The organism is Janthinobacterium sp. PC23-8, from assembly GCF_002250505.1.
Classification (GTDB): Bacteria; Pseudomonadota; Gammaproteobacteria; order Burkholderiales; family Burkholderiaceae_D; genus Janthinobacterium.
Map to the genome: position 1 here is coordinate 710388 of NZ_NJGY01000003.1, position 22194 is coordinate 732581.

Sequence of the window (22194 nt, forward strand, 5' to 3'; positions counted from 1 at the left end):
AGATTTGGCACGACATGGACGACAAACAAGCAATTTACTGGCATCAAGGCATGTTCATGCAGCCTCAGCATTTTCAGATAGCTGACTTGCATGGGCAATTTCGCAACAAGCCTTTGATGGAGGCCGGCTTGCCGCATTTCTGGGGCGTCGGCGCGCTGAGCTTGTCGGCGGCGGCGGTTGCCAACCGCACGATAGAAATTGAGCAGGCACAACTGCTTTTTGGCGAGCGCAGCTATATAGAATATCCCGGCAATGCCGCGATCGCGCCGCGTTCTTTCGACAGCAGCTGGGTGGAAGGCGACAAGCCGTTTACCGTTTATCTGGGGCTCAAAAAACTGAGCGCGCAAGAACCCAATGCCACGCTGGCGGCCTCACTGCACGAAGCGGCCGGCGCCACGACTCGCTATGCCTCGCTGGACAACCCGCCCGAGGTGCAGGACTTGTATTCGGACGGGCCCGTGGCGCAAGTGCGTACCTTGCTGCATGTGCTCAAGGTGTTTTTTGAAAGCGAAGTGGCGCAATTGGGCGGCTATGATCTGATTCCCGTTGCGCGCCTGGTGCGCGAGGGCGACAGTATTCGCCTGGACGACAAGTTCATTCCGCCTTGCTATGCAATGAGCGGCTCGCCGGTCTTGCTGCGGGTGGTCAAGGATGTGCGCGACGAGCTGGCCGGCAGGGCACGTCAATTGCAGGAATACAAGAGTCCGGGAGAATTGCAGAAAGCTGAATTCGACGCCAGCTACATCGTGTTCCTGCTGGCTTTGAGCGCACTGAACCGGGCCAGTCCTTATCTCTATCATCTGACCGAGACGCCGCAGGTGCATCCCTGGCTCGCGTATGGCGCCTTGCGCCAGCTGGTGGGCGAGTTGAGTTCGTTTTCCGAGCGCTTCAACATGTTGGGCGAAGCGGCCGATGGCAAGCCCGGTCTGCCGCCTTACGATCATGTCGATCTCCATCATTGCTTCGCGCGCGCCCATGCGTTGATCAGCAGTCTGCTCAACGACATTACGGTCGGGCCGGAATTTCTGGCGGTCCTGCAATACCAGGATGGTCAACATGTCTGCGCCTTACCGCACAATTTCTTCGATCGCCGCAATCGCTTCTATCTGGTGGTGCGCAGCGAGCACGATCCGGTCGATACGCTGTTGCGCGACGCCCGTCTGGCCACCGGCGAGGACATCCCCGGGCTCATCGCCCATGCGCTGCCGGGGCTGGAACTGATCCACATGGCGACGGCGCCGCAGGGCTTGCCGCGGCGCGCCCATTCCTATTATTTCCGTATCGAGCAGGTGAGCCAGCTGTGGTATGCGGTGGAGCGCCAGGGCAGTATCGCGCTGCAATGGCCCGATGCGCCGGCAGACATGAAGGCCGAAATTGTGGTGCTCAGAAAGTAAGTTGCTATGAAACTTGTCGATTGCTTTATTCCCTTGCTGACCCGGATTCGTCAGTTCCAGCGCCAGCCGGCCACGGACGTGCTGGTGTTGTCGGCGCAGCTGGACGCGGCCATCGCCGAGGCGCGCAGCGCTGCGCACGATGCCGGCCATCTTGACGATGATACCGAAACCGCCTTGTTTGCCGTGGCCGCCTGGGCCGATGAGGCGATTCTGGCTGCCGACTGGCCCGGCAACACCGAATGGCAGCGCCATTTGCTGCAACGGCGCTACTTCGACGTGAGCAATGCCGGGGTGGCGTTTTATAGCCGGCTGGAAGTGTTGCGCAATAACCAGCTGGGTGTGCGCGAAGTGTATTTTCTCTGCCTGGGACTGGGTTTTTCCGGCCGCTACGGGTATGACCGCAACCAGAAGGCGCTGGCCGATATCCGCCGCACCAGCCTGGAATTGCTGTTGCAGGGTGAGGATGGTTTGCCGGGCGCCGCCGGCAAGTTGCTGTTTCCTGACGGCTACGGCACGGCACCCGCAGCCGATGTACGCCACACGCGAGGCCAGCGCCGCTGGCCGATCTCCGCACTGACATTGAAAGCCTTGCTCATTCCGCTAGCGGCGCTGCTGGCGCTGTGTTGTGTCTATTACATCATCATCTGGCAATCGGTCGAGGCCTTGCTGGCACAGATAAAACTATGAAGACTTTTGGAAAATTTCTCTTGCTCGTTCTATTGCTGGGCCTGCTCGGGCTGTCGTGCTGGGGCCTTGCGCTGTATATGGCGTGGCCGCTGTGGGTAGCGGTGGCCATGTTTTGCGGCATGCTTGGCTTGTATTTCCTGCTCAAGCTCATGCGGCGCTGCTGGATCGTCATGCGCTCGCGCAGCAAGCTGGCACAGCAAAGCCGGGCCTTGCACAGCCATAGTCCGGCCTCGCCGGAATCGCTGTTGCGTGGCAAATGGAAAGCCGCCGTGGCGACCTTGCGCGGTTCCAGTCTCAGGCAGCGCGGCAATGCCTTGTATGTCCTGCCATGGTTCATGGTGATCGGCAAATCCGGCACCGGCAAAACCACGGCACTGACACGGGCACGGCTGTCCTCGCCGATCCAAAAGCTCAGCCAGCGCGCAGTGGTGCAGCAGACGGAAAACTGCGATTGGTGGTACTTCGACCAGGCGGTGGTCATCGACAGCGCCGGCCGCTATGTCGATGCCCAGGATGCCGAGAGCGACCGCCGCGAATGGGAACTTGGACTCGATCTGCTGGCGCGTTACCGTCCGCGCGAAGGTCTGGATGGCCTGGTGCTGGCCATCAGCACCGAGAGACTCCATACGCTGGACAAAGACAGTCTGGTCGAAGAAGGACGGGTGGTGCGTGCGCGCATCGAGCAGTTGATACAGATGTTCGGCAAGCGGTTTCCCGTCTATGTACTGGTGACCAAGTGCGACCAGTTGTACGGTCTGGAACAATGGGCGCTGCAATTGCCGGAGCAGGCGCTGGAACAGGCGATGGGATATCTGTCGGATGACGGCAGCCAAAGCGAAGCCGCTTTCCTCGACAGTGCATTCGGCAGCATAGGCGAACGCCTGCGGCAACTGCGCATCGCCCTGGTCGGACGCGCTGGCGTGACAGCCAGCCCTGCCGAATCGGTCGTGGACCCATCATTGTTGTTGTTTCCTGCAGAATTGCAGAATCTGCAACCGCGTCTGGAAATGTTTGTTCATGCTTGCCTGGCTGATAATCCTTACCTCGAGCGGCCTTTTCTGCGCGGCCTGTTTTTCAGCAGTGGCATGCAGCAGGGCGGGGCGGTGTCAAGTGTGATGGGGGCCCAGTTGCCACCGGTGCCGGCGCATCCCGGGTCCCATGCAGGACTGTTCCTGCATGATTTCTTCGGCAGCATTCTGCCGCAGGACCGTCATGTGTCGCGGCCGGTGGCGGTGCTCAATCGCTGGCGCAAGCTAACCCGGAACATCGGCGTGGCGGCCTGGTTACTGATCAGTATTGCCCTTGCCATCCTGCTCAGTCTTTCCTTCATTGGCAACCTGCAAACGCTGACGCTGGTACGCGAACAACACCCCTTTCATCCGCCACTGCGCGGTGTCATTGCGACCGATGTAGCGATGCTGGCCGAGGTCAACGATCTCCTGCTGGTGATCGAACAAAGGAATGCCAGCTGGCAGAACAGATGGATGGTGGCAGCGACCAATATCGGCGAGCTCGACAGCCGGCTCAAGCAGAGCTTTGTGAACGATTTTCGCCAATACATCCTGCCGTCGGCGCTGCAAGACAGGCCGCAGGATTTTACCCGCCTGGAACCGGACGACCATGGGCAGCAATTGCCCGGCATGATACGCAATCTGGTACGCGGCATCAACCTGATGCAAGCACGCGAGCACGGTGCAGACCGTCATGCCTTGCAGAAAATGCCGTCGCCGCTGCATATCGGCCGTGCAAGTGTGCAGTTCGATTTGCAATTGCAGCAGTTGCTGCTGTCCTATCTGGCATGGATGCCGGCTCGCGATCCCTTCCTCAATGAACGGACCGTGGCCGACCAGGCTCTGCTTGAGCGCGTCGCCTACGTTGATCCGCAGATGCGCTGGCTGATCGCACTGGTACAGGCCGATGGCATCAACGGCAGGGTCAATGCGGCTGATTTCTGGAGCGGAAGCAGGGCGGCAGAGACGAACAATAGCGATTCGGTGCCGGCGAGCTATACCCACGCCGGTCAGTTGCAGATCGCCGCTTTCCTGGACGAGATGCAGGCGGCGGTTGCTGACGCACCAGCGTTCCTTGTGCGGCGCGCAGCCTTCGAAGCCTGGTATCGCGATCAACGCATGCTGGCCTGGCAGAAATTCATCGTCAATTTCGCCTCCGCTGAAAGCTCCTTGCGGGGAGAAGTCGAATGGCGCAGCGCCCTGGGTGGCATTGTCGGTTCGCAAAGTCCGTATTACCGCGTGATTGACCGTCTCAACGCCGAGTTCCGTACGGAGGCGGACAAGGATTTGCCTGGCTGGCTGCTGCTGGCGCGGCAGTTCCAGCAATTGCGTGAACAGTCTGCCCGTGCCAGCGTAGGCGGTGCCACCGTCAAGGTGCTCGATGCGATCAACACGGTCGGCGGCAATGCCGTCGCGCAAACGCTGGCCAGCGGCCCGGCCAGCGGCACAAGCATCGTACGCGGCAACCTGTCGGCGGTCGATACTTTGGCCAGGTACCAGAATGAAATCAACCGGATGGCGGCCACTGCGGTCAGCGGTACGGCCCAGGCTTATCAACTGGCAGCCGAGTTCCATCAGTTTGGCAACGATCCGGCGGCAGCCTATATTGCCACCGGCACCCTGGTGCAGTTGAAACAACTGATCGGCCACCAGGATGCCGACGCCGATGCGGTGTGGAAGCTCATCGAAGGGCCGCTCAATTTCACCTTGTCTTATATCGAACAACAGGCTTCCTGCGAATTGCAGAAGAACTGGCAGGCACAGGTGCAGTGGCCCTTGCAGACGGTACCAGACAAGGCGGCGATGATTGATCAGCTATATGGCGCCAAGGGCTCGGTATGGGCGTTTGCAGACGGTATTGGCAAGCCTTTCCTGACGCGTGACGCGCATCGCTTCCGGGTGGTCGAAACCTCGGGCCACAGCGTGCCGTTTACGGCGGCCTTCCTGCCCATGCTCAATACGGCAGTCGACAAGCGGGTGACGCAATTGGTCACGCAGCAGAATCAGGACGCCGACAAACAGGCCCTGCAAGTGCAGCAGCAGCAACAGCAATTGCAGGAGCAGCAACGGCAATTGCAAGTGCAGCAAACACAGGCGCAGTTGGAAAGTAGCCTCGCGGAGCTGCAAAAAAAATCTGCGGCGCTCAAGGCCCTGGTCACGCAACTGAGCATCACGGCGCAACCGACCGGCGTCAATGGGGGCGCCAGAGCCAAGCCGTTTGAAACAGTACTCAGCATCCAGTGCGCGGCCGGGGCACAGCAATTGAAGAACTATAACTTCCCCGTCAGCGCCAGCTTTCCCTGGACCGTGGGGCAGTGTGGTGATGTCAATCTGCAGATCAAGATCGGTGCACTGGTCGTCAGTAAAAAGTATGCAGGCACGATGGGCCTGCCTGACTTTCTGCGTGACTTTCATACCGGAACACGGCAATTCGATGCCAGTCAGTTCCCGTCGGCCAAAGAAGGCCTGGAGGCATTGGGCGTGAAGCAATTGCTATTGCGTTACAACTTCCAAGGCCAGGACGCCATCCTGCAACAGGTGCAGCAGCTTGAGAGCATCGACAAACAGCAAAAGGAACTCGAGCGTGCCTTGCAAACGCTAAAACAGAGCCAGTCCCGCCAGGCCCAGGACAGCATCGCGCAAAAACTGGCGGCACAGATACCGTACAGCTCCGGCTCGCCACCTTCGACCGAACTGTTCTTGCCGCCGCAGATTGGTGTCTGCTGGGGGCAGGATGCGCTCAAGGACCGTTCGCAGAACATGCAGGCGATCATCAATACGCTGGTAGATAAAGAGGTCGCATCAGACGGTGCCATTGCCGGCAGCGCAGTGTCGACGCCTGTTCATAAAAACCGCCAACGTGACTGAAGATTGAAGAAAAAAAGCATGGATATTTCTCACTACGCCGCACTTGGCAAGCAGCCCGTCAGCACGGAACAACCGAGTGGCGCGGATGTCCGCGAAGACGATGAGTTCGACCGCTTGCAAAACGAGATCGCCAAGATGTCGAATCCGGCCGCCACCGACAGTGTGGACTGGGAGCAAGTGGTGCGGCTGGCGGCTTCGCTCACGGCAAGCAAGGGCAAGGATTTGCTGGTCGGCTGCTATCTTGCAGGCGGGCTGTTGCAAACGAGTGGCTTGCCAGGCTTGCTCGTGGGAATAAGCTTGCTTGACGACATGACTGCGCTGTACTGGAAAACGCTTTATCCGCCGCCAGCGCGGGCCCGGGCCCGCCGCAACGCGGTGCAATGGTTGCTGGAGCGGATCAAGGTGCACGGCGACGAAAGTGACTGGTCGAGCTTGCCCCCACAATCACCGGAACTGATCGCAGAACTGCAGACGCGTCTCAAGTCACTCGATACGTTGCTGGCCGAGAAAGATCCGGAGGCACCATCGCTGCGCGGCGTGCTCTCTCAATTGACTACCGTCGCGGTGCAGGAAGTCGTGGCACCACCTGTTGCCGGGGCTGCAGATGAACCTGCGTCAGACTTGGCCCATGCATCTGAACATAGCGTAGCGCCGGCGGGGCTGTCCAATGTGGCCATCGATTCCATCGATGCGGCCCAGCAGGCCGGTGCTGACGCACTGCAAAGATTGGCGGACATGGCGACCTATATGGGCGAAGCCGATCTGGCCGCACCATCTGCCTATCGCTTCAAACGCATGGCGGCGTGGGGCGGCATCGAACAATTGCCGGCCGAGCAGGGCGGCGCAACGATGCTGGCAGGACCGATTCCTCAGTTGCAGCAGGCGCTCAACAGTTTGCTCACTCTTCAGGCTGATGCTGACTTGCTGCGCTTTACCGAGGCGCAGCTGGAGAATTATCCATTCTGGCTGGACCTCAACTGCATCGCCGCCCAGGCGCTCGAGCGGATGGGTGAACTGTATGCCCCGGCCCGGCGTGAAGTGAGCGGCGCCACGAGCTGGCTGCTGACGCGTTTCCCCCGTATCTCCCAGCTTGCTTTTGCCGGCGGCATGCCGATGGCCAATGGTGCCACCTTGCAATGGATAGATACACTCACTGGCGGCGCCAGCACTGCGGCTCCGGCCAGCGACAATACGGTTGCGTCAATCATCGCCCAGGCCCGCGCTCAGGCCGCTGGTGGCGAGCTCGCCCTGGCTGTGCGCAGCGTGCAGAAAGCCATAACAGAAAGCGCCACGCCGACCCAGCGACTGCAATTGCGCATACAGCTTTGCGGCTTATTGCAAGCCGAGCGTCCCGGTGCCCATCTGCAGCCCCTGGCGCTGGCATTGATCGCCGAGATCGACGAGGCCCGTCTGCCGCAATGGGATCCGGTGTTGACACTGGCCGGTTTGCAAGCCGCCTATATGGTGCTGGCCACCGACGATGACAGAAAAGGGCAGTGCGAGGCCTTGCTGCAGCGTATTGCCATGCTTGATGCTGGCGCAATGGTGGCCCTGGTGACTTGACCGCCGGATGGTCATGCATCGACCCTGGCCGCGAATGATATGGGAGCTCCTTCGCAGCTTGCTGCGCTACTGAGCGCCACCACCGACCCTTGTCCCTCGCAGCGGGATCAACACATTACCTCGATGTCTGGTCGCAGCCTGAAAAGTTCAGGCTGCGTTGTCACGATCAGAACGTTGCCTTGAACTGCACCCCATAGGTGCGCGGCTCGTTGATGATGCCCGTCAGGTTGTCGAAATCGATCGCCCCCAGCGCCTGGATCCGGTTGGTAATATTGCGACCGTAGGCCGACAGTTCATAACGGTCCCATTTGTAGCCCGCGCGCAGGCCGCCTTCGAGCAACTCCTTGGCCTTGTATTCCTTCGCTTCATACAGGAAGAAATTGTAGCTGGTGCGGTAGGCCCAGTCGGTGTAGGCGTAGAACTCGCCGTTGGCGACGGGAATGCTGTATTTCAAGGTGAAGTTGCCCTGCCATTCGGGTGCGCGCGGCAGCGGGTTGCCGTCGATATAGGCGGTACCGCGGAAAGGGCCGACCGGATCGGTGACGGTGCAGCCGCTGGCCGGGTTGTTCTGTGCATTGCCGCAGCTTTGCACGAACAGGCTCTTGTCCTGGATTTGCGTGTGGTTGTAGCTGCCGCCCAGGGTCATGCTGAGCGAATCGCTGAGGTTGGCCTGGAAGTCCAGTTCCACGCCGCGGCCGGTGACCTTGTCGGCGTTGATCAGCTGGTTCATGTTGACGGCGCCGCTGCCGGCGGTCAGCTGCTTGTCTTTCACGCGATATTCGAACACTGCCAGGCTCAGGCGTGCGCGCTTGTCGAACAGATCCTGCTTGATGCCGGCCTCGACCGACAGCGCTTTTTCGGCGCCGGCAAACGACGGCCGGTCCGCCAGGCCATTCAGGCGGCCCTGCATCGACGGCGCGCGGTAGCCGGTGGCGACGCGGGCATAAGCATTGGTCGATGGCGTGAGCACATAGGTGCCGCTCAGGTCCCAGCTGACATTGTGCGAAGTGTCGCTGAGGGGGAAGGGGCCGGCCGTGGTCGCTTCCACGCGCTTGGCGGAAAAATCCTTTTCATCGCGCGTGTAGCGCACGCCGGCGCGCAGTTTCAAGGCGTCCGACACCGTGTAGTTGAGCGAGCCAAAGGCCGCGTAGGACTTCGAGCTTTGATTTTGCGTGGCGTAGTTCGGGCTTTGCGGATTGCCAGGCGCCAGGCTGTCAAAGCTGATGCTGTCGATCCGGATGTCTTCCTTGAAGTAGAACAGGCCGCCTATCCATTGCAGTGGACCCTTCGCACTCGACTCGGCGCGGAACTCCTGCGAGATCTGCTTGTGGTTCGGGATCACGTCGGCTGTTTCCACCACGAAGGGGATAAAGCCGGGGCCCATCGGCGGCGCGTAGACTGCGCCATAGCCGCCGTCAACGTCGGCGCGGCTGAAGAAATCGAGTTTTTCGTAGCCGGTGATCGAGTGCAGGGTGACACCGGGCAGGTCCCATTTCAGGCGCATGCTGCCGCCCTTGGTTTTCAGGTGCTGGCGGTTGATGCCGTCGGTCGGATAGTTGCCGTAGTCAAAGCCGTCGACCAGGTCGTTGCCGCCTTGTTTCAGGATATTGGCGCGGAACAGGGTGGCGGTGCCGTCGAGGTTGCGCGCATGCACATTGAACAGGGCGCTGAAGTCGCGCGTGGGCTTGACCAGTACCTGCAGGCGGGCGGCGCTGTCTTCATAGCCTTCGAAGTCGCGCGTGCCGGTCGGGCGCGGATTATGCACGCGGTCGTCGCGGCGCTGGGTCTGGCCCGAAAAGCGCAGCGCCACCGTATCGCTGACGGGCACGTTGAAGGCGCCTTCCACGTTCTTGAGGCCATCCTTGCCGAGGCCGCCGCTCAGGTAGCCTTCCGTCTTGAAGACGGGCTTGGCCGAATCGAACTTGATCACGCCGGCTGGCGAATTGCGGCCGAACAAGGTGCCTTGCGGGCCGCGCAGCACTTCCACCTGGTCGACGTCGAACACGGGAAAGCCCTTCAGCATGGCGTTTTCCATCACCACGTCGTCCATCACCAGGCCGACCGGCTGCGAAGCGTTCAGGTCGAAGTCGGTATTGCCCAGGCCACGGATATAGAAGCGCGGAAAGGTGCGGCCGTAGTCGGACTCGACCGACACGCTGGGCGAACGGCTGTTCAGGAAGCGGATGTCGGCGCCGCCGGCGGTCAGCACGTCGAGCTTGTCGCCTTTCAGGGTGGCGATCGACATCGGCACGTCCTTGATGTTTTCCGCGCGGCGCTGGGCGGTGACGATCACGGTTTCGAGCTGGCCGGCGCCGGCAGGGGCGGGCGCAGGGACGGCTGCGGGCGTCTCGGCGGCCGCTGGCGCCGCTTCCTGGGCCATGGCCTGCAGCGGAAAAGCGGCGGTAATTGCCAGGGCGATCATGGTGCGGCGTACCACGCCTGCGTGCTGTGTCATCATCAAAACAACTCCTGTTGGTCTGGTTTGGGGAGGGAACATACGGCGCTGGGCCGACATTGAAATCATGCTATCACGGAAAGTTTTGCTATTTGAACCAGTTTTGGTTGAGAGCAATTCATAGCGATTTCCTCTGAATCCACCAATAAAATCGTATTTGTCGTTGCCGGCAGGCTGATGCATAGTGGGGAGCGGACGCGTTTGCGCGGCCGGACCAAGCGCGGCGTTTTGCCCCTGGACGGTGGTTTGCATGGCGAGCGCGGCGGACTTTACAACAAAAAAACAACAACTGGCGCAGCGGGCAGGCACCGCGTTGAATGTTGCTGCGATGCCACATACTCCTGTCTTGAAAGTCATCCGGCCTGCCGTGTTCACGCTGCGTTGCGCGAGGCGCGGCCAGCGAGGCGCGGCTGAAGCGTGACCCCGCTGCAGTGTGACAACACATCGCGTAGAATAGAAAATAATTTCAATAAAGAAATTTATATTTCCATCATGTCAATTTCAAACGCCACCTCGCTCCCTGCCAGCAGCATCAAGCTGTCCGAACTGATTGCCGCCCTGAGCCAGGCGCTGGACATTACCGAAGGGCAGCCGGAGGGCCATTGCATCCGTTGCTGCTGGATCGGCATGCATCTGGGCCGCGAGATCGGCATGAGCGATGACGACTTGTGGAATCTGTATTACACCCTGCTGCTCAAGGACCTCGGCTGCAGCAGCAACGCGGCGCGCATCTGCGAGCTGTACCTGACCGATGATCTGGCCTTCAAGCAAGGTTACAAGACAGTGGGCGACAGCCTGCCGCAGGTACTCAAATTCGTGCTCAAGCACACGGGGCTCAAAGCCGGCCTGGCCGAACGTTTCCGCACTGTCATGACGATCCTGCGCGACGGCCCGCGCATCGCCCAGGAGCTGGTGGCCACGCGCTGCCAGCGCGGCGCCGAGATCGCGCGCCTGCTGCGTTTCCCTGAAAGCGTGGCGGCCGGCATCTACAGCCTCGACGAGCACTACAATGGCCAGGGCAAGCCCGACAAACTGGCCGGTGAAGACATTCCCCTGTTCGCGCGCATCGCGCTGATGGCGCAGGTGATCGATGTGTTTCACACGGCCGACGGCGCCCGGGCGGCGCGCGCGGAAGTGCGCCATCGCGCCGGCAGCTGGTTCGATCCGCAGCTCGTCGCTGCCTTCGAGCGGGTCGCCGATTCGCGCGAATTCTGGTCCATGCTGGACTCGGAAGCCATCGGTGCGGCGGTGGCGCTGCTGGAGCCGGCCGCGCATATCGTGCCGGTCGATGAAGATTACCTCGACGATATCGCCGCAGCCTTTGGCCAGGTGGTCGACTCGAAAAGTCCGTACACCAGCGGCCACAGCGAACGGGTGGCGCTGTACACCGACATGATCGGCGAGGCGATGGGCCTGTCGCTGGAGCGGCGGCGCTGGCTCAAGCGCGGCGCCTTGCTGCATGACGTGGGCAAGCTCGGTGTCAGCAATAGCGTGCTCGACAAGGCCGGCAAGCTCGATGCCGACGAGTGGCTGGCGGTGCAGCTGCACGCGGGCTATACGGAAAAGATCCTGTCGCGCATCGACGCCTTTGCCGAACTGGCCATCGTGGCGGCCGCCCACCATGAGCGGCTCGACGGCAAGGGTTATCCGCGCGGCATTTCCGGCGCTGCCATTTCGCTCGAAACGCGCATCATCACCACCGCCGATATCTTTGACGCCATTACCGCCGACCGGCCGTACCGGGGACCGATCCCGATCCCGAAGGCGCTAGCCATCATGGCCGAGACGGTGGGCACGGCGATCGATGCCGCGTGTTTCGCAGCGCTCAAGGCGGCGCTGGCGCGCCTGCCGGAACTGGATGCACCGGCGCCAGCGTCGGTGCCGCTGGCCGCCTGATGACCGTTAAATAGGAAAGGCGCCGGCGCCCGAGACATTCAGGCAGGCCACCTTGTCGCTGGAAAAATACTTCATTTGCCCCAGGCCGATGGCGTAGCAGCCCTCGGCCAGCGGCGTGATCGGCCCCGTGAGTTTTTCGCCACCGACCAGTGTCACCACCCATGGCGTGGCCGTCGTCTTGCCCGCATGGGCCAATGCTTGTTGTACCAGGTCCGACATGCTGCCTCCGATGCAAAGTTGAAAATCAGATCATAGCAGCCAGTGCCGATTTCCTGTGTTAAGTAAGTACCAAGAAATTATTGTGAAATTATGACGAACAGAACCGGATGGCGGAGCAGGGAATTCGCGGGACCTGTCCCGCGCCTGCGCAACGGTATCGCCTTGCAAGGCGATACTCCCGCAAAGGCGCCCGCTGCGACGCAGTGCGAGCACTGCTAGCAGCGGGCAACGCCGCAGAGCGCCGGTTATGGAAGTCAGAATCCACAAGAATTTATGCGTACTTACTTAGCCAGCGGCGATCACAAATCGGCCGGCAGGCCAAGGTCCGCCAGCTGCCACTCCAGCATGCCGCGCCGGCGCAGCACGAAGCTGGCCGCCGCATCACCGGCGCCGGCGCGGCGCAGCACCACCTCGTTCCAGGAACGGTAAGACAGGCGGAAATCGTGGCGGCTGCCGTCCATGCCTTCCTTGCCGTGCATGATCAACAAGGTCAGGCCCGGCGGCGAGACGATGGCGTCGAGCATTTGCCCGAGCTCATCCTCGCTGCCCGCATCGCCGGCCGCGCGCAGTTGCCGGGCCACGCTGGCGCGCAGTGCCGGCAGATCGGCCTGCTGCGCCAGGCTGGCCGTGCGGACCGAGCGGGCGGCCATGCTGATGCGGTACATGGCGATATACGGGCTGACATAGGTCAGGCCGACGGCGGCTACGGTAAAAATCGCCGCGACGGTGTGCTTTCTTTTCATGTCTCGGTCTTGGAATGATGGGAGCGGCCGTGATTTTACCCGGTGAGGCGCAGCAGATGGTGTAGCATGCGTGCCGGCGCGCGCCAAGCGCCGCATTACCGAGGACTCCATGAATATCATTATCAATCAGGTGCTGCAGTCGTATGTGGACCCGCTGACCGAGAGCGAATACGCGGCGCTCGAGCGCAGCTTGCTGGCCGAAGGCTGCCGCGATGCGCTGGTGCTGTGGAATGACGTGCTGATCGACGGCCACAACCGCTATGCCATCTGCCGCAAGCACAACATCGACTTCAACACCATCCAGAACAGCAGCTTCGAGTCGCTCGACGACGTGATGCTGTGGATGATCGACAATCATCTGGCGCGGCGCAGCGTGTCGGATTTCCAGCGCGGCGTGCTGGCGCTGCGAAAAAAAGAAATCGTTGCCGCGCGCAGCCCGGCGCCGGCCCCCGCCGATGCGTCGGACGGCGAAGCTGCGCCCAAGCCGGCCATGAGCACGCGCGAAGACGTGGCCAGGGCCGCGCGCCTTTCCAGCAACCAGATCAGCCAGATCGAAAAAATCCAGAAGGCGGCCACGCCGGAGCTGGTTGAAGCGGTGCGTTCGGGCACGATTTCCATCAATGCGGCGGCCACGGTGGCGTCCTTGCCGCAGGAAGAACAGGTGGCGGCCGTGGCCGGCGGCAAGAAGCTGCTGCGCCAGGCGGCCAAGGAGATCCGCGAACAGCGTGCCGCCACGCGCCCGCCGCGCGAACCGAAGACGCCGCATGTGTCCCAGGATACCGCTGAAACGGGCAATGAGCCGTGGGCGGAGGCTGCGGCGCAGGCGCCGGGCGAAGTGGAGCGCTTGCGCGGCGAGCTGGCGGTGTTAAAGCAGCGCAATGTGCAGTTGCAGGCGGAAAACAGGGAGCTGAACCAGCGGATTGCGGCGCTGATCGACGGCTCCTGATTACACCGCATCGCCAATATGCGCCGCTTCAACGGAGGCTGTCGCAACGCTGCCAACGGACTTATAATGGCGCCTCCCGGCACGTGGCAAATCGACTCCAGACAGGACAGGCAGCAGTGGCAAAACTTTATTTCCGGTATTCCGCAATGAACGCGGGCAAGTCGACGGCCTTGTTGCAGGTCGCGCACAACTATGAAGAGCAGGGCCAGCAAGTGCGCCTGTACACGGCCGCCATCGACAGCCGTTATGGCGTGGGCCGCGTCACTTCACGGCTGGGGCCGCAAAGAGTGGTCGATATTTTCGACGCCGACACCAATTTTCTGGTTGATATTGCGCAAGTGGCCTGCCTGCTGGTCGACGAAGCGCAGTTTCTCAGCACCCGGCAGGTGCAGCAATTGCATCAGCTGGCGCAAGTGAAGGGCGTGCCCGTCATCTGCTACGGCCTGCGCACCGACTTCAAGGGCGAACCGTTTCCCGGCTCGGCCTATCTGCTGGCGCTGGCCGACGATATCGAAGAATTGAAGAACATCTGCACCTGCGGAAAAAAGGCCACCATGAATATCCGCGTGGACGAGCAGGGCCGCCGCATCAAGGAAGGTGAGCAGATCAGTATTGGCGGCAATGAGTCGTACCGCCAGGCGTGCGGCCGCTGTTTTTACTCCTAAGCCTGCGTAGCACCGGTCCAGGGCTGAGAAACATTCGCACCGACGAACATGGCGTACATGTTCGTGAAGGCGACCAGGTTAATTGAGCAGCGCCACTGCCTGTGGCTTGTCCGGCGTACCGACGGTGAAACGCGCCACGGTGGCGCGCAGGCCTGTGGCCTGGTTGGCCAGGGCATGTGCGGCGGCGGTGGCTTGCTCGACCAGGGCGGCATTTTGCTGCGTGACATCGTCCATGCTGATAATGGCCGAGTTGACCTGCTCGACGCCAGCGCGCTGTTCCACCGAGGCCGTCACCACTTCACGCATGATACCGCTCACGTGGGAAATCGATTGCGTGATCTCGGCCATGGAGCGCCCGGCTTCCTGCACGGCGGCCGAGCCGATATCGATGTCGGATGCCGACCCCATGATCAAGCCGCGTATCTCTTGCGACGCAGCAGCGCAGCGCTGTGCCAGCGCACGCACTTCGCTGGCAACCACCGCAAAGCCACGCCCTTGTTCGCCCGCGCGAGCCGCTTCGACGGCCGCATTGAGCGCGAGGATATTGGTCTGGAAAGCGATGCCTTCGATCGTGGAGATGACCTCCGTCATGCGTTTGCTGCCACTGGACACCTTGTTCATCGCCGCAAGCACCCGCTGCACGACTTCGCCGCCACTATTTGATCTGTGCAATGCCTGTTCCGCCACGACCTGGCCTTGCAGCGCATTGTTGCTGTTGTTGCCGATGGTCGAGGTGATTTCTTCCATGCTGGCGGCCGTTTCCTCCAGCGCGGCGGCTTGCGCTTCGGTACGGCGCGACAGATCGTTATTGCCTTCGGCGATTTCGCCGGCGGAGTTGGCGATGGCGTCTGCCGAGCCTTTGATCTCGGTTACCATGAGGTTCAGGCTGATGCGCATCTGTTCCAGCGAGGCGATCAGGCTGCCACTCGGCACATTCAAGGTATTGACTGAAAATGCCAGGTTGCCATTGGCGATCTCGCGGGCAATGGCCTGCGCGTCATCGGGATCGCCACCCAGCTGTTTCATGGTACTGCGCGTCAGACGGATGCTGACGATCACGCTCACCACCAGGGCGGCCAGCGACAGCAGCAATATCGTCGAATAGATGGTCGATGCATTGCTTTTCGCCTCGACGCTGGCCTGCTGGTTCAGTGCGATTTCCTTGTCCTTCAAGGCTACCGCGGCGCCTGTCCATTTGCGTTGTTTTGGCCGCAGGTCGGTGAGCGCCAGATGGACCGCCCGTTCGACATCATTGTTCACCGCGGCCTCCAGCACTGCATTGAATGCAGGCAGCGCTGCGGCTTCATATTCCCCGAGTTGCGCAAACAGGCGCTTTTCTTCTTCGGTCGTGCCTTGCTCAAGCTCGAACATCCGCCCCAGTTTCAGATAAGCGTCGCGGTAGATGGCTTCCTGTAATCTGATGCGTTCGACTTCTTGCGCCACCAGTTGCGGATCGGTAAACAGGAGGACATTGCGCACCGCAATCAGGCGGTCCTGGATGGACACCTGCAATTGCACTGCGTACAGCATCTCGGGGTTGTTGATCTCGAGCGTAGCGACCATGTTCTGGTTGAGTCTTTTAACGCCGGCAATGCCGGTAGCGCCGATCAGCAGTGACAACACGGTCAGCAATCCCAGGCTCAGCATTAACCGGGTTTTCAACTTCAATTTCATTACCTTACCTTTTTTAACTATACTGTACGTATAGTACACTGTTAACCAAAGGAAATGACAGTTGCATAGTGTTCAGTAATATTGTTGGGTGTGATAGCGTTGTTAGGCAGCCGCATGCATAGTAGAATTACGCACTACTACTTGCCCCCTCTATCAATGGTCATAGCTCACGGCGCGCGTGCCAGCAATCGCGATGCGCTTCTCGATGCATTGGAATGCATTATTTCCGAAGGTAGCGTGCATGATGTCACCCTCGATGGCGTCGCAGCGCGCGCCGGCATTACCAAAGGGGGGCTGATCTATCACTTCAAGTCCAAGGAAGTCTTGCTGCACGCGCTGGTCGAGCGCATGCGGCTGCGCCTGCATGCCTATTGTGTCGACCCGATGCTCGATGCCCGCATGGCGCTCAAGAAGTTTTTGATTGCCCGTATCCATTACGCTTTTGCCATGGGGCCGCAGGAAAAGAAAGTCATGGCCAATCTGCTGGCGGCGGCATCGACCTATCCCTCCTTGATGGGGCCGGTCAGGACCATGTATGACAGCGGCCTGGACGGCCTGGCGCGTGTGGCCGATACGGCTGGCCTGGCCTTGTCCGTATGGACTGCGCTCGATGGCTTTGTGCTGCTCGAAATGCTGGGCGTGCGCCAGTTCTCGGCGGTGGAAAAGGAACAGATGCAGGCAACGCTGCTGATGCTGGTCGAGCAGCAGTTTGCCGCATCGGCCAGATGAAATGAAGTAGATCCTTCAATGGATGATCGCCCGGTCCGCCTGCTGCCATTTAATCACTTTCAGTGCAAGTTGTCATTCAGCGACCGGCGTGCCCACATCGGCATCATCCGACAAGGCCAGGTCGCCGCGCTCGAACGCGGCAAGAATCTCATTGGCGCGCGCCACATCGTGCTCGCGCACCAGGATGCGCGCACCGCCGATGGCTGCGGCCAACAGCATGTCGGCCTGCATGTGCTGGTCGTCCGTCAGCAGCACGTCGATGCCGGCGGCGGCCAGGCAGCCGCGGATGACGTGGGCGTCGGTGGGGATCATCAGGCGGGCAATCAAAACGTAGTCGTCGTGCATGGAGTCTCCCGGCAGTGGCTGTGCTTCGATCTTAGCATTGCCGGGTCGTTATCGCGTTTACAGCTTGAACACGCCGACGACTCTTTCCATTTCATGCGCCTGTTCCTGCAGCGCATCGGCGGCGGCCGCCGCTTCTTCCACCAGCGCCGCGTTCTGCTGGGTCACCTGGTCCATCTGGGCGATGGCCTGGTTGACCTGGTCGATGCCGCTGCGCTGCTCTTGGCTCGCTTGCGCCACTTCCGCCATCAGGGCGCTGACCTTGTGCACGCTGTCAACGACCTTGTCGATGGTGGCGCCGGCCTGGCTCACTTGCGCATGGCCCAGGTCGACCGTGCTGGACGAAGCCTGGATCAGGTCCTTGATTTCTTTCGCCGCCGCGCTTGAGCGGTGAGCCAGGTTGCGCACTTCGGTGGCGACCACGGCAAAGCCACGTCCCTGTTCACCGGCGCGCGCCGCTTCCACCGCCGCGTTCAGGGCCAGGATATTGGTTTGAAACGCAATACCGTCGATCACGCCGATAATGTCGGTGATCTTGCCCGACGAACTGCGGATCGCTTCCATGGTGCTGGTGACCTGCGCCACCGCCGCGCCGCCTTCGGCCGCCAGGCTCGACGAGGTTTGCGCCAGGCTGCTGGCCTGCCGCACATGGTCGACGTTCTGGCGCACGGTCGAGCTCAGTTCTTCCATCGAGGCGGCGGTTTCTTCCAGTGAACTGGCCTGCTGTTCCGTGCGGCTCGACAAGTCGAGGTTGCCGCTGGCGATTTCGCCCGAGGCGGTGGCGATCTGGCCTGAACTGCTGCGCACCTGGCCCACCACTTTCGACAGGTTGTCGCTGATATGGTTCAGCGCGCGCAGCAGGCGGCCGATTTCGTCTTCGCTGCTGGTGTCGAGGTGCACCGTCAGGTCACCGCCGGCGATCTGTTCGGCGGCCGCTTCGGCCAGCCCCAGCGGACGCGCGATCAGCTTGCGTACCAGCAAGTACAGCAGCACGGCAAACACCAGCAGGGCGATCAGGCCCGAGATGGCCAGCTGGTTGCGCATCTGGCGCGCTTCGAGCGTGATTTCATCGGTGAAGGTGCCGCCGGCAATGATCCAGCGCCACTGCTTGAATTCACGGAAGTACAGCTGCTTTTCGCGCGCGGTGGCAGCGGTTTGGCCGGGCGCGGTCCAGGTGTAGCGCATGGCGCCGTTTTTCTGCGCGATCATGTCCTGGATAAACAGGCGGCCGTCGCTGGCCTTGAAGTCGAGCGCGCTCTTGCCTTCGCTGTTCGGGTGCAGCACCAGCTGGCCATAGTTGGCGCCGGGCGTTGTGTCGATGATGTAGATATAGCCGGTCTGGCCGATCTTCACCTGGCGAATCTTCTCTTTGAGCATCGCCAGATTTTTCGTGATGTCGAGGCCGATGAACAGCACCCCCACCACCTTGCCGGCGGCGTTGCGCACCGGATCATACTGGGTGATGTATTGCTTGCCAAACAGGGTTGCCATGCCGACATAGCTCTGGCCGGCGCGCAGCAGGGCGTAGCTGGGGTGGCTGTGGTCGAGTTCGGTACCGATGGCCCGTTCGCCATCCTGCTTTTTCAGCGAGGTGCTGATGCGCACGAATTCGTCGCCGCTGGCGGCAAAAATGGTGGCGATCACGCCGGTTTGCGCGGTGTAGCGGTCGACCAGCGAGGTATCGAGGTTCAGGACATTGACGCCATTGGACAGCTGCGGCGTGGCCTTGCCGGCCACCGCCACCATGGTGGCGCTATCAATCGTGAAGGGACCCGGGAATTCGTTCGCGAACAGGCGCGCAAAACTGGCCGCTTCATTGACCATGGCCGTATGAAATACCTCGGTGGTGGTCATGACGCTGCCCAGTTCGCTGTTGACCGCCGCTGCCGCGCGCTGCTCCAGCACATGCGAGGTGCGCATGCTCATCAGGGTCGTCAGGCTGGCCAGGATCAGGCTCACCAGTGCAAACGTAAACACGGTGATCTTGCCGCCGACACTCCAGTGCCGGGGATGAATGGAAATTTTCTGCATAGATTGTAGGTTTAAAAAGTCAAAATGGCTGCGCGCGGCCCATGCGCGACACATCTTGCCGATCAAAAAACAGGCAAGGGCAAGCGGAGGAAACGCAGGTGCAAGTGGCGCTGTATGCTGGATAAAAGGGGTGGGACTGGCCGGCGGCTGTGTAGACAGGCGGGCAGCGGCATGATATCACGATAAGCACATTTTGTTTCCACGTGGAATGATAAAGGTCAATGAATGCAATAAGTGTTGATTAATATTGGCGCGCTTGCCAGATCCTGTCGCGGGTGAAAACCGGCCTTGCCGCAGGCGACATGCACTTGCGAATGTTTCAGTTTGTAATGAATCCGACATTGTCTTTAACGCGCGCTTAAGCTTCCGGGAAGAAACTGATATTCCATCGGAGACTGGCTCTGTGTATCCTGTAGAATTACAGCCAGACCAGTCGTGACATCCCCCTGTTTTACAGTCGTAGTGGCTGGCGCAAGCGATCAACGATCCGGGGCGCCGCCAGTAAATGATTTAACCAATTTTCGGAGAAGCCGATGAAGAAGCAATTAATCCTGGTCACCCTGGCGCTTGCGCTGTCAGCCCACGCTGGCGCAGCCCAGACCGACAAGAGCGCCGCTCCTCCGCCCGTCATGAAGCCATTGGCCCAGCAAACGCAAGCCGCCCTTTGGGCCTCGCGCGTGCTGTCGCGCTATCACTACAAGGCAACCCCGCTCGACGATGCGATGTCGGAAAAAACCTTCGACCGCTACTTCAAGTCGCTCGACGCCGAGAAGCTGTTTTTCGTGCAGGCCGATATCGACCGCTTCGCGCCCTTGCGCACCAGGCTCGACGATGCCATCAGCGGCGAAGACCTCACGGCGCCGTTCGCCATCTACAATCTGTACCAGCAGCGCTTCGACGAGCGCATGGCCTATGCGCGCGAACTGCTGAAGACCAAATTCGATTTCACGACTGATGAAAGCTATCAGCTCGACCGTGAAAAGGCCACCTGGCCTAAAAGTGACGACGAAGTGCGCGACCTGTGGCGCAAGCGCGTCAAGAACGACTGGCTGCGCCTTAAACTGGCCGGCAAGGAAGACAAGGCCATCCGCGAGACGCTCGACAAGCGCTATGAAAGCTACACCACGCGCGCGCGCAAGCTCAACAATGAAGACGTGTTCCAGATCTTCATGAACGCCTACGCCATGTCGATCGAGCCGCATACCAATTACCTGGGCCCGCGCGCCTCGGAAAACTTCGATATCGCCATGCGCTTGTCTTTGGAGGGTATCGGCGCCGTGCTGCAGACGCGCGACGAATATACGGTGGTGCGCGAAGTGGTGCCGGGCAGCCCGGCCGGCCTGTCGGGCAAGCTGAAAGTGGGCGACCGCATCGTTGGCGTGGGGCAGGGCGAAAGCGGCCCCATCACCGAAGTGCTGGGCATGCGCATCGACGACGTGGTGCAGCTGATCCGCGGCACCAAGGATTCCGTGGTGCGCCTGGACATCCTGCCGGCCGACGCCGGCCCGGACGCCAAGCACAGCATCGTGCCGCTGGTGCGCAAGAAAATCAGCATGGAAGAGCAGGCGGCGAAGAAATCGATCATTGAAGTGCGCGATAACGGCGTCAAGCGTCGCATCGGCGTGATTGCCTTGCCGACCTTCTACCAGGACTTCGAAGCGCGCCGGCGCGGCGACAAGGACTATAAAAGCGCCACGCGTGACGTGACCCGCCTGCTTGGCGAACTGAAGAAGGAAAAGGTCGACAATGTGCTGATCGACTTGCGCAATAACGGCGGCGGTTCGCTGATCGAAGCGGTGGAACTGACGGGCCTGTTCATCGACAAGGGACCGGTGGTCATGCAGCGCAGCGCCGAAGGCAAGGTCGATATCGAAAGCGACACCAACGCCGGCCTGGCCTGGGATGGCCCGATGGGCGTGCTGATCAACCGTGGCTCGGCTTCTGCCTCGGAAATCTTTGCCGCCGCCATCCAGGACTACGGCCGTGGCCTGGTGGTCGGGGAAGGCAGCTTCGGCAAGGGAACCGTACAGACCCTGATCAACCTCGACCGTTTTGGCGGCAGCGAGAAGGCCCGCTTGGGTGAACTGAAGATGACGGTGGCGCAATTCTTCCGCATCAACGGCGGCACCACGCAGTTGCGCGGCGTCACGCCCGACATCAAGTTGCCGGCCATGTCGGACACCGACAACTTCGGTGAATCGAGCTATGACAACGCCTTGCCGTGGGTCTCGATCAAACCGGCGCCCTACACGCCGACCGGCGACCTGAAGGAAATCGTGCCCTTGCTGGACAAAAAGCATGAAGCGCGCGTGGCCAAGGACAAGGACTTCCAATACTTGCAAGATGACATCGCCCTGGTCGTCAAGCAGCGCAAGGAAAACCAGCTGTCGCTCAATGAAACCGTGCGCCGCAAGGAGCGCGACGCCCAGGAAGCGCGCGCCAAGGCCCGTGAAAAACGCCTGATCGCGCAGATTTCGAATCCGGCCGACGACCTGGTGGTGATCCAGGATCCGAAAGATATCCTGAAAGGCGCGAAAGCCAACGCCAAGACGGCCAGGCAGATTGCCGCAGTCAAGGGCGCCTTGCGTACCGACGACGGCTTGCAGGGCGACGAGCGCGCGCTGAGCGCCGAGCTTGATGCGGAATCGGCCGCCAAGAGCGCGAAAGACGTGCTGCTGAACGAAACCGTGCGCATCCTGGCCGACGAAGTAGCGCTGATCAAGGGCGATACGCGGATGGCGGCCAAGGTGTTGCCGTATGGCGCCGATACCAAGGCGACGCCGGTGGCGGCGGCGAAGTAAGGCCGTACAACATCCGGCCCCGGCTTTGTCGCCGGGCCGGGACTGACAGTTATTTGGTTTGCGTATTTCTATCATTCCAACAATCAATTGGAATAATATGCCGCGATGCAGCATACTTCACTTGTCTCCTCTATTCTCCTCCAAGAAAATAGATTCAGCCCGCTCCCGCAG

The 22194-nt window shown here is 60.9% G+C and carries 15 protein-coding genes; 9 read left to right on the top strand and 6 right to left on the bottom strand.

Annotated features, from left to right (window positions below):
- Positions 1-14 precede the first annotated feature (14 nt).
- The 4 genes from tssK to tssA are packed head-to-tail and all read left to right on the top strand — an operon-like array spanning position 15 to position 7522.
- A complete protein-coding gene (gene tssK, locus CD932_RS22790; protein ID WP_094445062.1) occupies positions 15-1394 on the top strand; it encodes a type VI secretion system baseplate subunit TssK in 1380 nt (459 codons plus the stop codon).
- Between the two features lie 6 nt (positions 1395-1400).
- Positions 1401-2081, top strand: coding sequence for a DotU family type IV/VI secretion system protein (locus CD932_RS22795; RefSeq protein WP_094445064.1), 681 nt, complete (start codon positions 1401-1403; stop codon positions 2079-2081).
- Positions 2078-5959 (top strand): type VI secretion protein IcmF/TssM N-terminal domain-containing protein, encoded by a 3882-nt coding sequence (locus tag CD932_RS22800; RefSeq protein ID WP_094445065.1) that lies wholly within the window; start codon positions 2078-2080, stop codon positions 5957-5959. Before CD932_RS22795 ends, CD932_RS22800 begins: the two co-directional genes overlap by 4 nt.
- An 18-nt stretch (positions 5960-5977) precedes the next feature.
- Positions 5978-7522 carry a type VI secretion system protein TssA gene (gene tssA, locus CD932_RS22805; RefSeq protein WP_094445066.1) on the top strand — a complete coding sequence of 515 codons (1545 nt, stop codon included), beginning with the start codon at positions 5978-5980 and terminating at the stop codon, positions 7520-7522.
- Positions 7523-7688: 166 nt separating this feature from the next.
- Here tssA and CD932_RS22810 read toward each other — a convergent pair whose 3' ends face one another.
- Positions 7689-9980 carry a TonB-dependent receptor gene (locus CD932_RS22810; RefSeq protein WP_094445067.1) on the bottom strand — a complete coding sequence of 764 codons (2292 nt, stop codon included), beginning with the start codon at positions 9978-9980 and terminating at the stop codon, positions 7689-7691.
- Positions 9981-10469: 489 nt separating this feature from the next.
- Here CD932_RS22810 and CD932_RS22815 point away from each other — a divergent pair, with 489 nt between their 5' ends.
- The gene (locus tag CD932_RS22815) at positions 10470-11873 is read left to right on the top strand and encodes an HD-GYP domain-containing protein (RefSeq protein WP_094445068.1); all 1404 of its coding nucleotides are present in this window, start codon (positions 10470-10472) and stop codon (positions 11871-11873) included.
- A gap of 6 nt (positions 11874-11879) precedes the next feature.
- On the opposite strand, the gene CD932_RS22820 is transcribed toward CD932_RS22815, so the two are convergent.
- The gene (locus CD932_RS22820; protein ID WP_094445069.1) at positions 11880-12092 is read right to left on the bottom strand and encodes a hypothetical protein; all 213 of its coding nucleotides are present in this window, start codon (positions 12090-12092) and stop codon (positions 11880-11882) included.
- Between the two features lie 299 nt (positions 12093-12391).
- Entirely contained in the window at positions 12392-12835 is a 444-nt protein-coding gene (locus CD932_RS22825) for a DUF2939 domain-containing protein (protein ID WP_176461097.1), read from the bottom strand.
- A 109-nt stretch (positions 12836-12944) separates the two neighbouring features.
- Between CD932_RS22825 and CD932_RS22830 the strand changes: the two genes are divergently transcribed.
- Positions 12945-13781, top strand: coding sequence for a hypothetical protein (locus CD932_RS22830; protein WP_094445072.1), 837 nt, complete (start codon positions 12945-12947; stop codon positions 13779-13781).
- A 116-nt stretch (positions 13782-13897) separates the two neighbouring features.
- Positions 13898-14446: a thymidine kinase gene (locus tag CD932_RS22835; RefSeq protein WP_094445073.1), complete on the top strand. Its 549-nt coding sequence runs from the start codon at positions 13898-13900 to the stop codon at positions 14444-14446.
- A gap of 78 nt (positions 14447-14524) precedes the next feature.
- Here the strand turns inward: CD932_RS22835 and CD932_RS22840 are convergent, their stop codons facing one another.
- A complete protein-coding gene (locus CD932_RS22840; RefSeq protein WP_094445074.1) occupies positions 14525-16120 on the bottom strand; it encodes a methyl-accepting chemotaxis protein in 1596 nt (531 codons plus the stop codon).
- 156 nt (positions 16121-16276) lie between these two features.
- Between CD932_RS22840 and CD932_RS22845 the strand changes: the two genes are divergently transcribed.
- Positions 16277-16849, top strand: coding sequence for a TetR/AcrR family transcriptional regulator (locus CD932_RS22845; protein ID WP_254926723.1), 573 nt, complete (start codon positions 16277-16279; stop codon positions 16847-16849).
- 72 nt (positions 16850-16921) lie between these two features.
- On the opposite strand, the gene CD932_RS22850 is transcribed toward CD932_RS22845, so the two are convergent.
- Together CD932_RS22850 and CD932_RS22855 are read right to left on the bottom strand one after the other, a co-directional pair.
- Positions 16922-17194 carry a DUF2007 domain-containing protein gene (locus CD932_RS22850; protein ID WP_094445076.1) on the bottom strand — a complete coding sequence of 91 codons (273 nt, stop codon included), beginning with the start codon at positions 17192-17194 and terminating at the stop codon, positions 16922-16924.
- A 57-nt stretch (positions 17195-17251) separates the two neighbouring features.
- Positions 17252-19222, bottom strand: coding sequence for a methyl-accepting chemotaxis protein (locus CD932_RS22855; RefSeq protein WP_176461098.1), 1971 nt, complete (start codon positions 19220-19222; stop codon positions 17252-17254).
- A gap of 533 nt (positions 19223-19755) precedes the next feature.
- Here CD932_RS22855 and CD932_RS22860 point away from each other — a divergent pair.
- Positions 19756-22023, top strand: a complete 2268-nt coding sequence (locus tag CD932_RS22860; protein WP_094445077.1) for a carboxy terminal-processing peptidase — start codon at positions 19756-19758, stop codon at positions 22021-22023.
- Positions 22024-22194 lie beyond the last annotated feature (171 nt).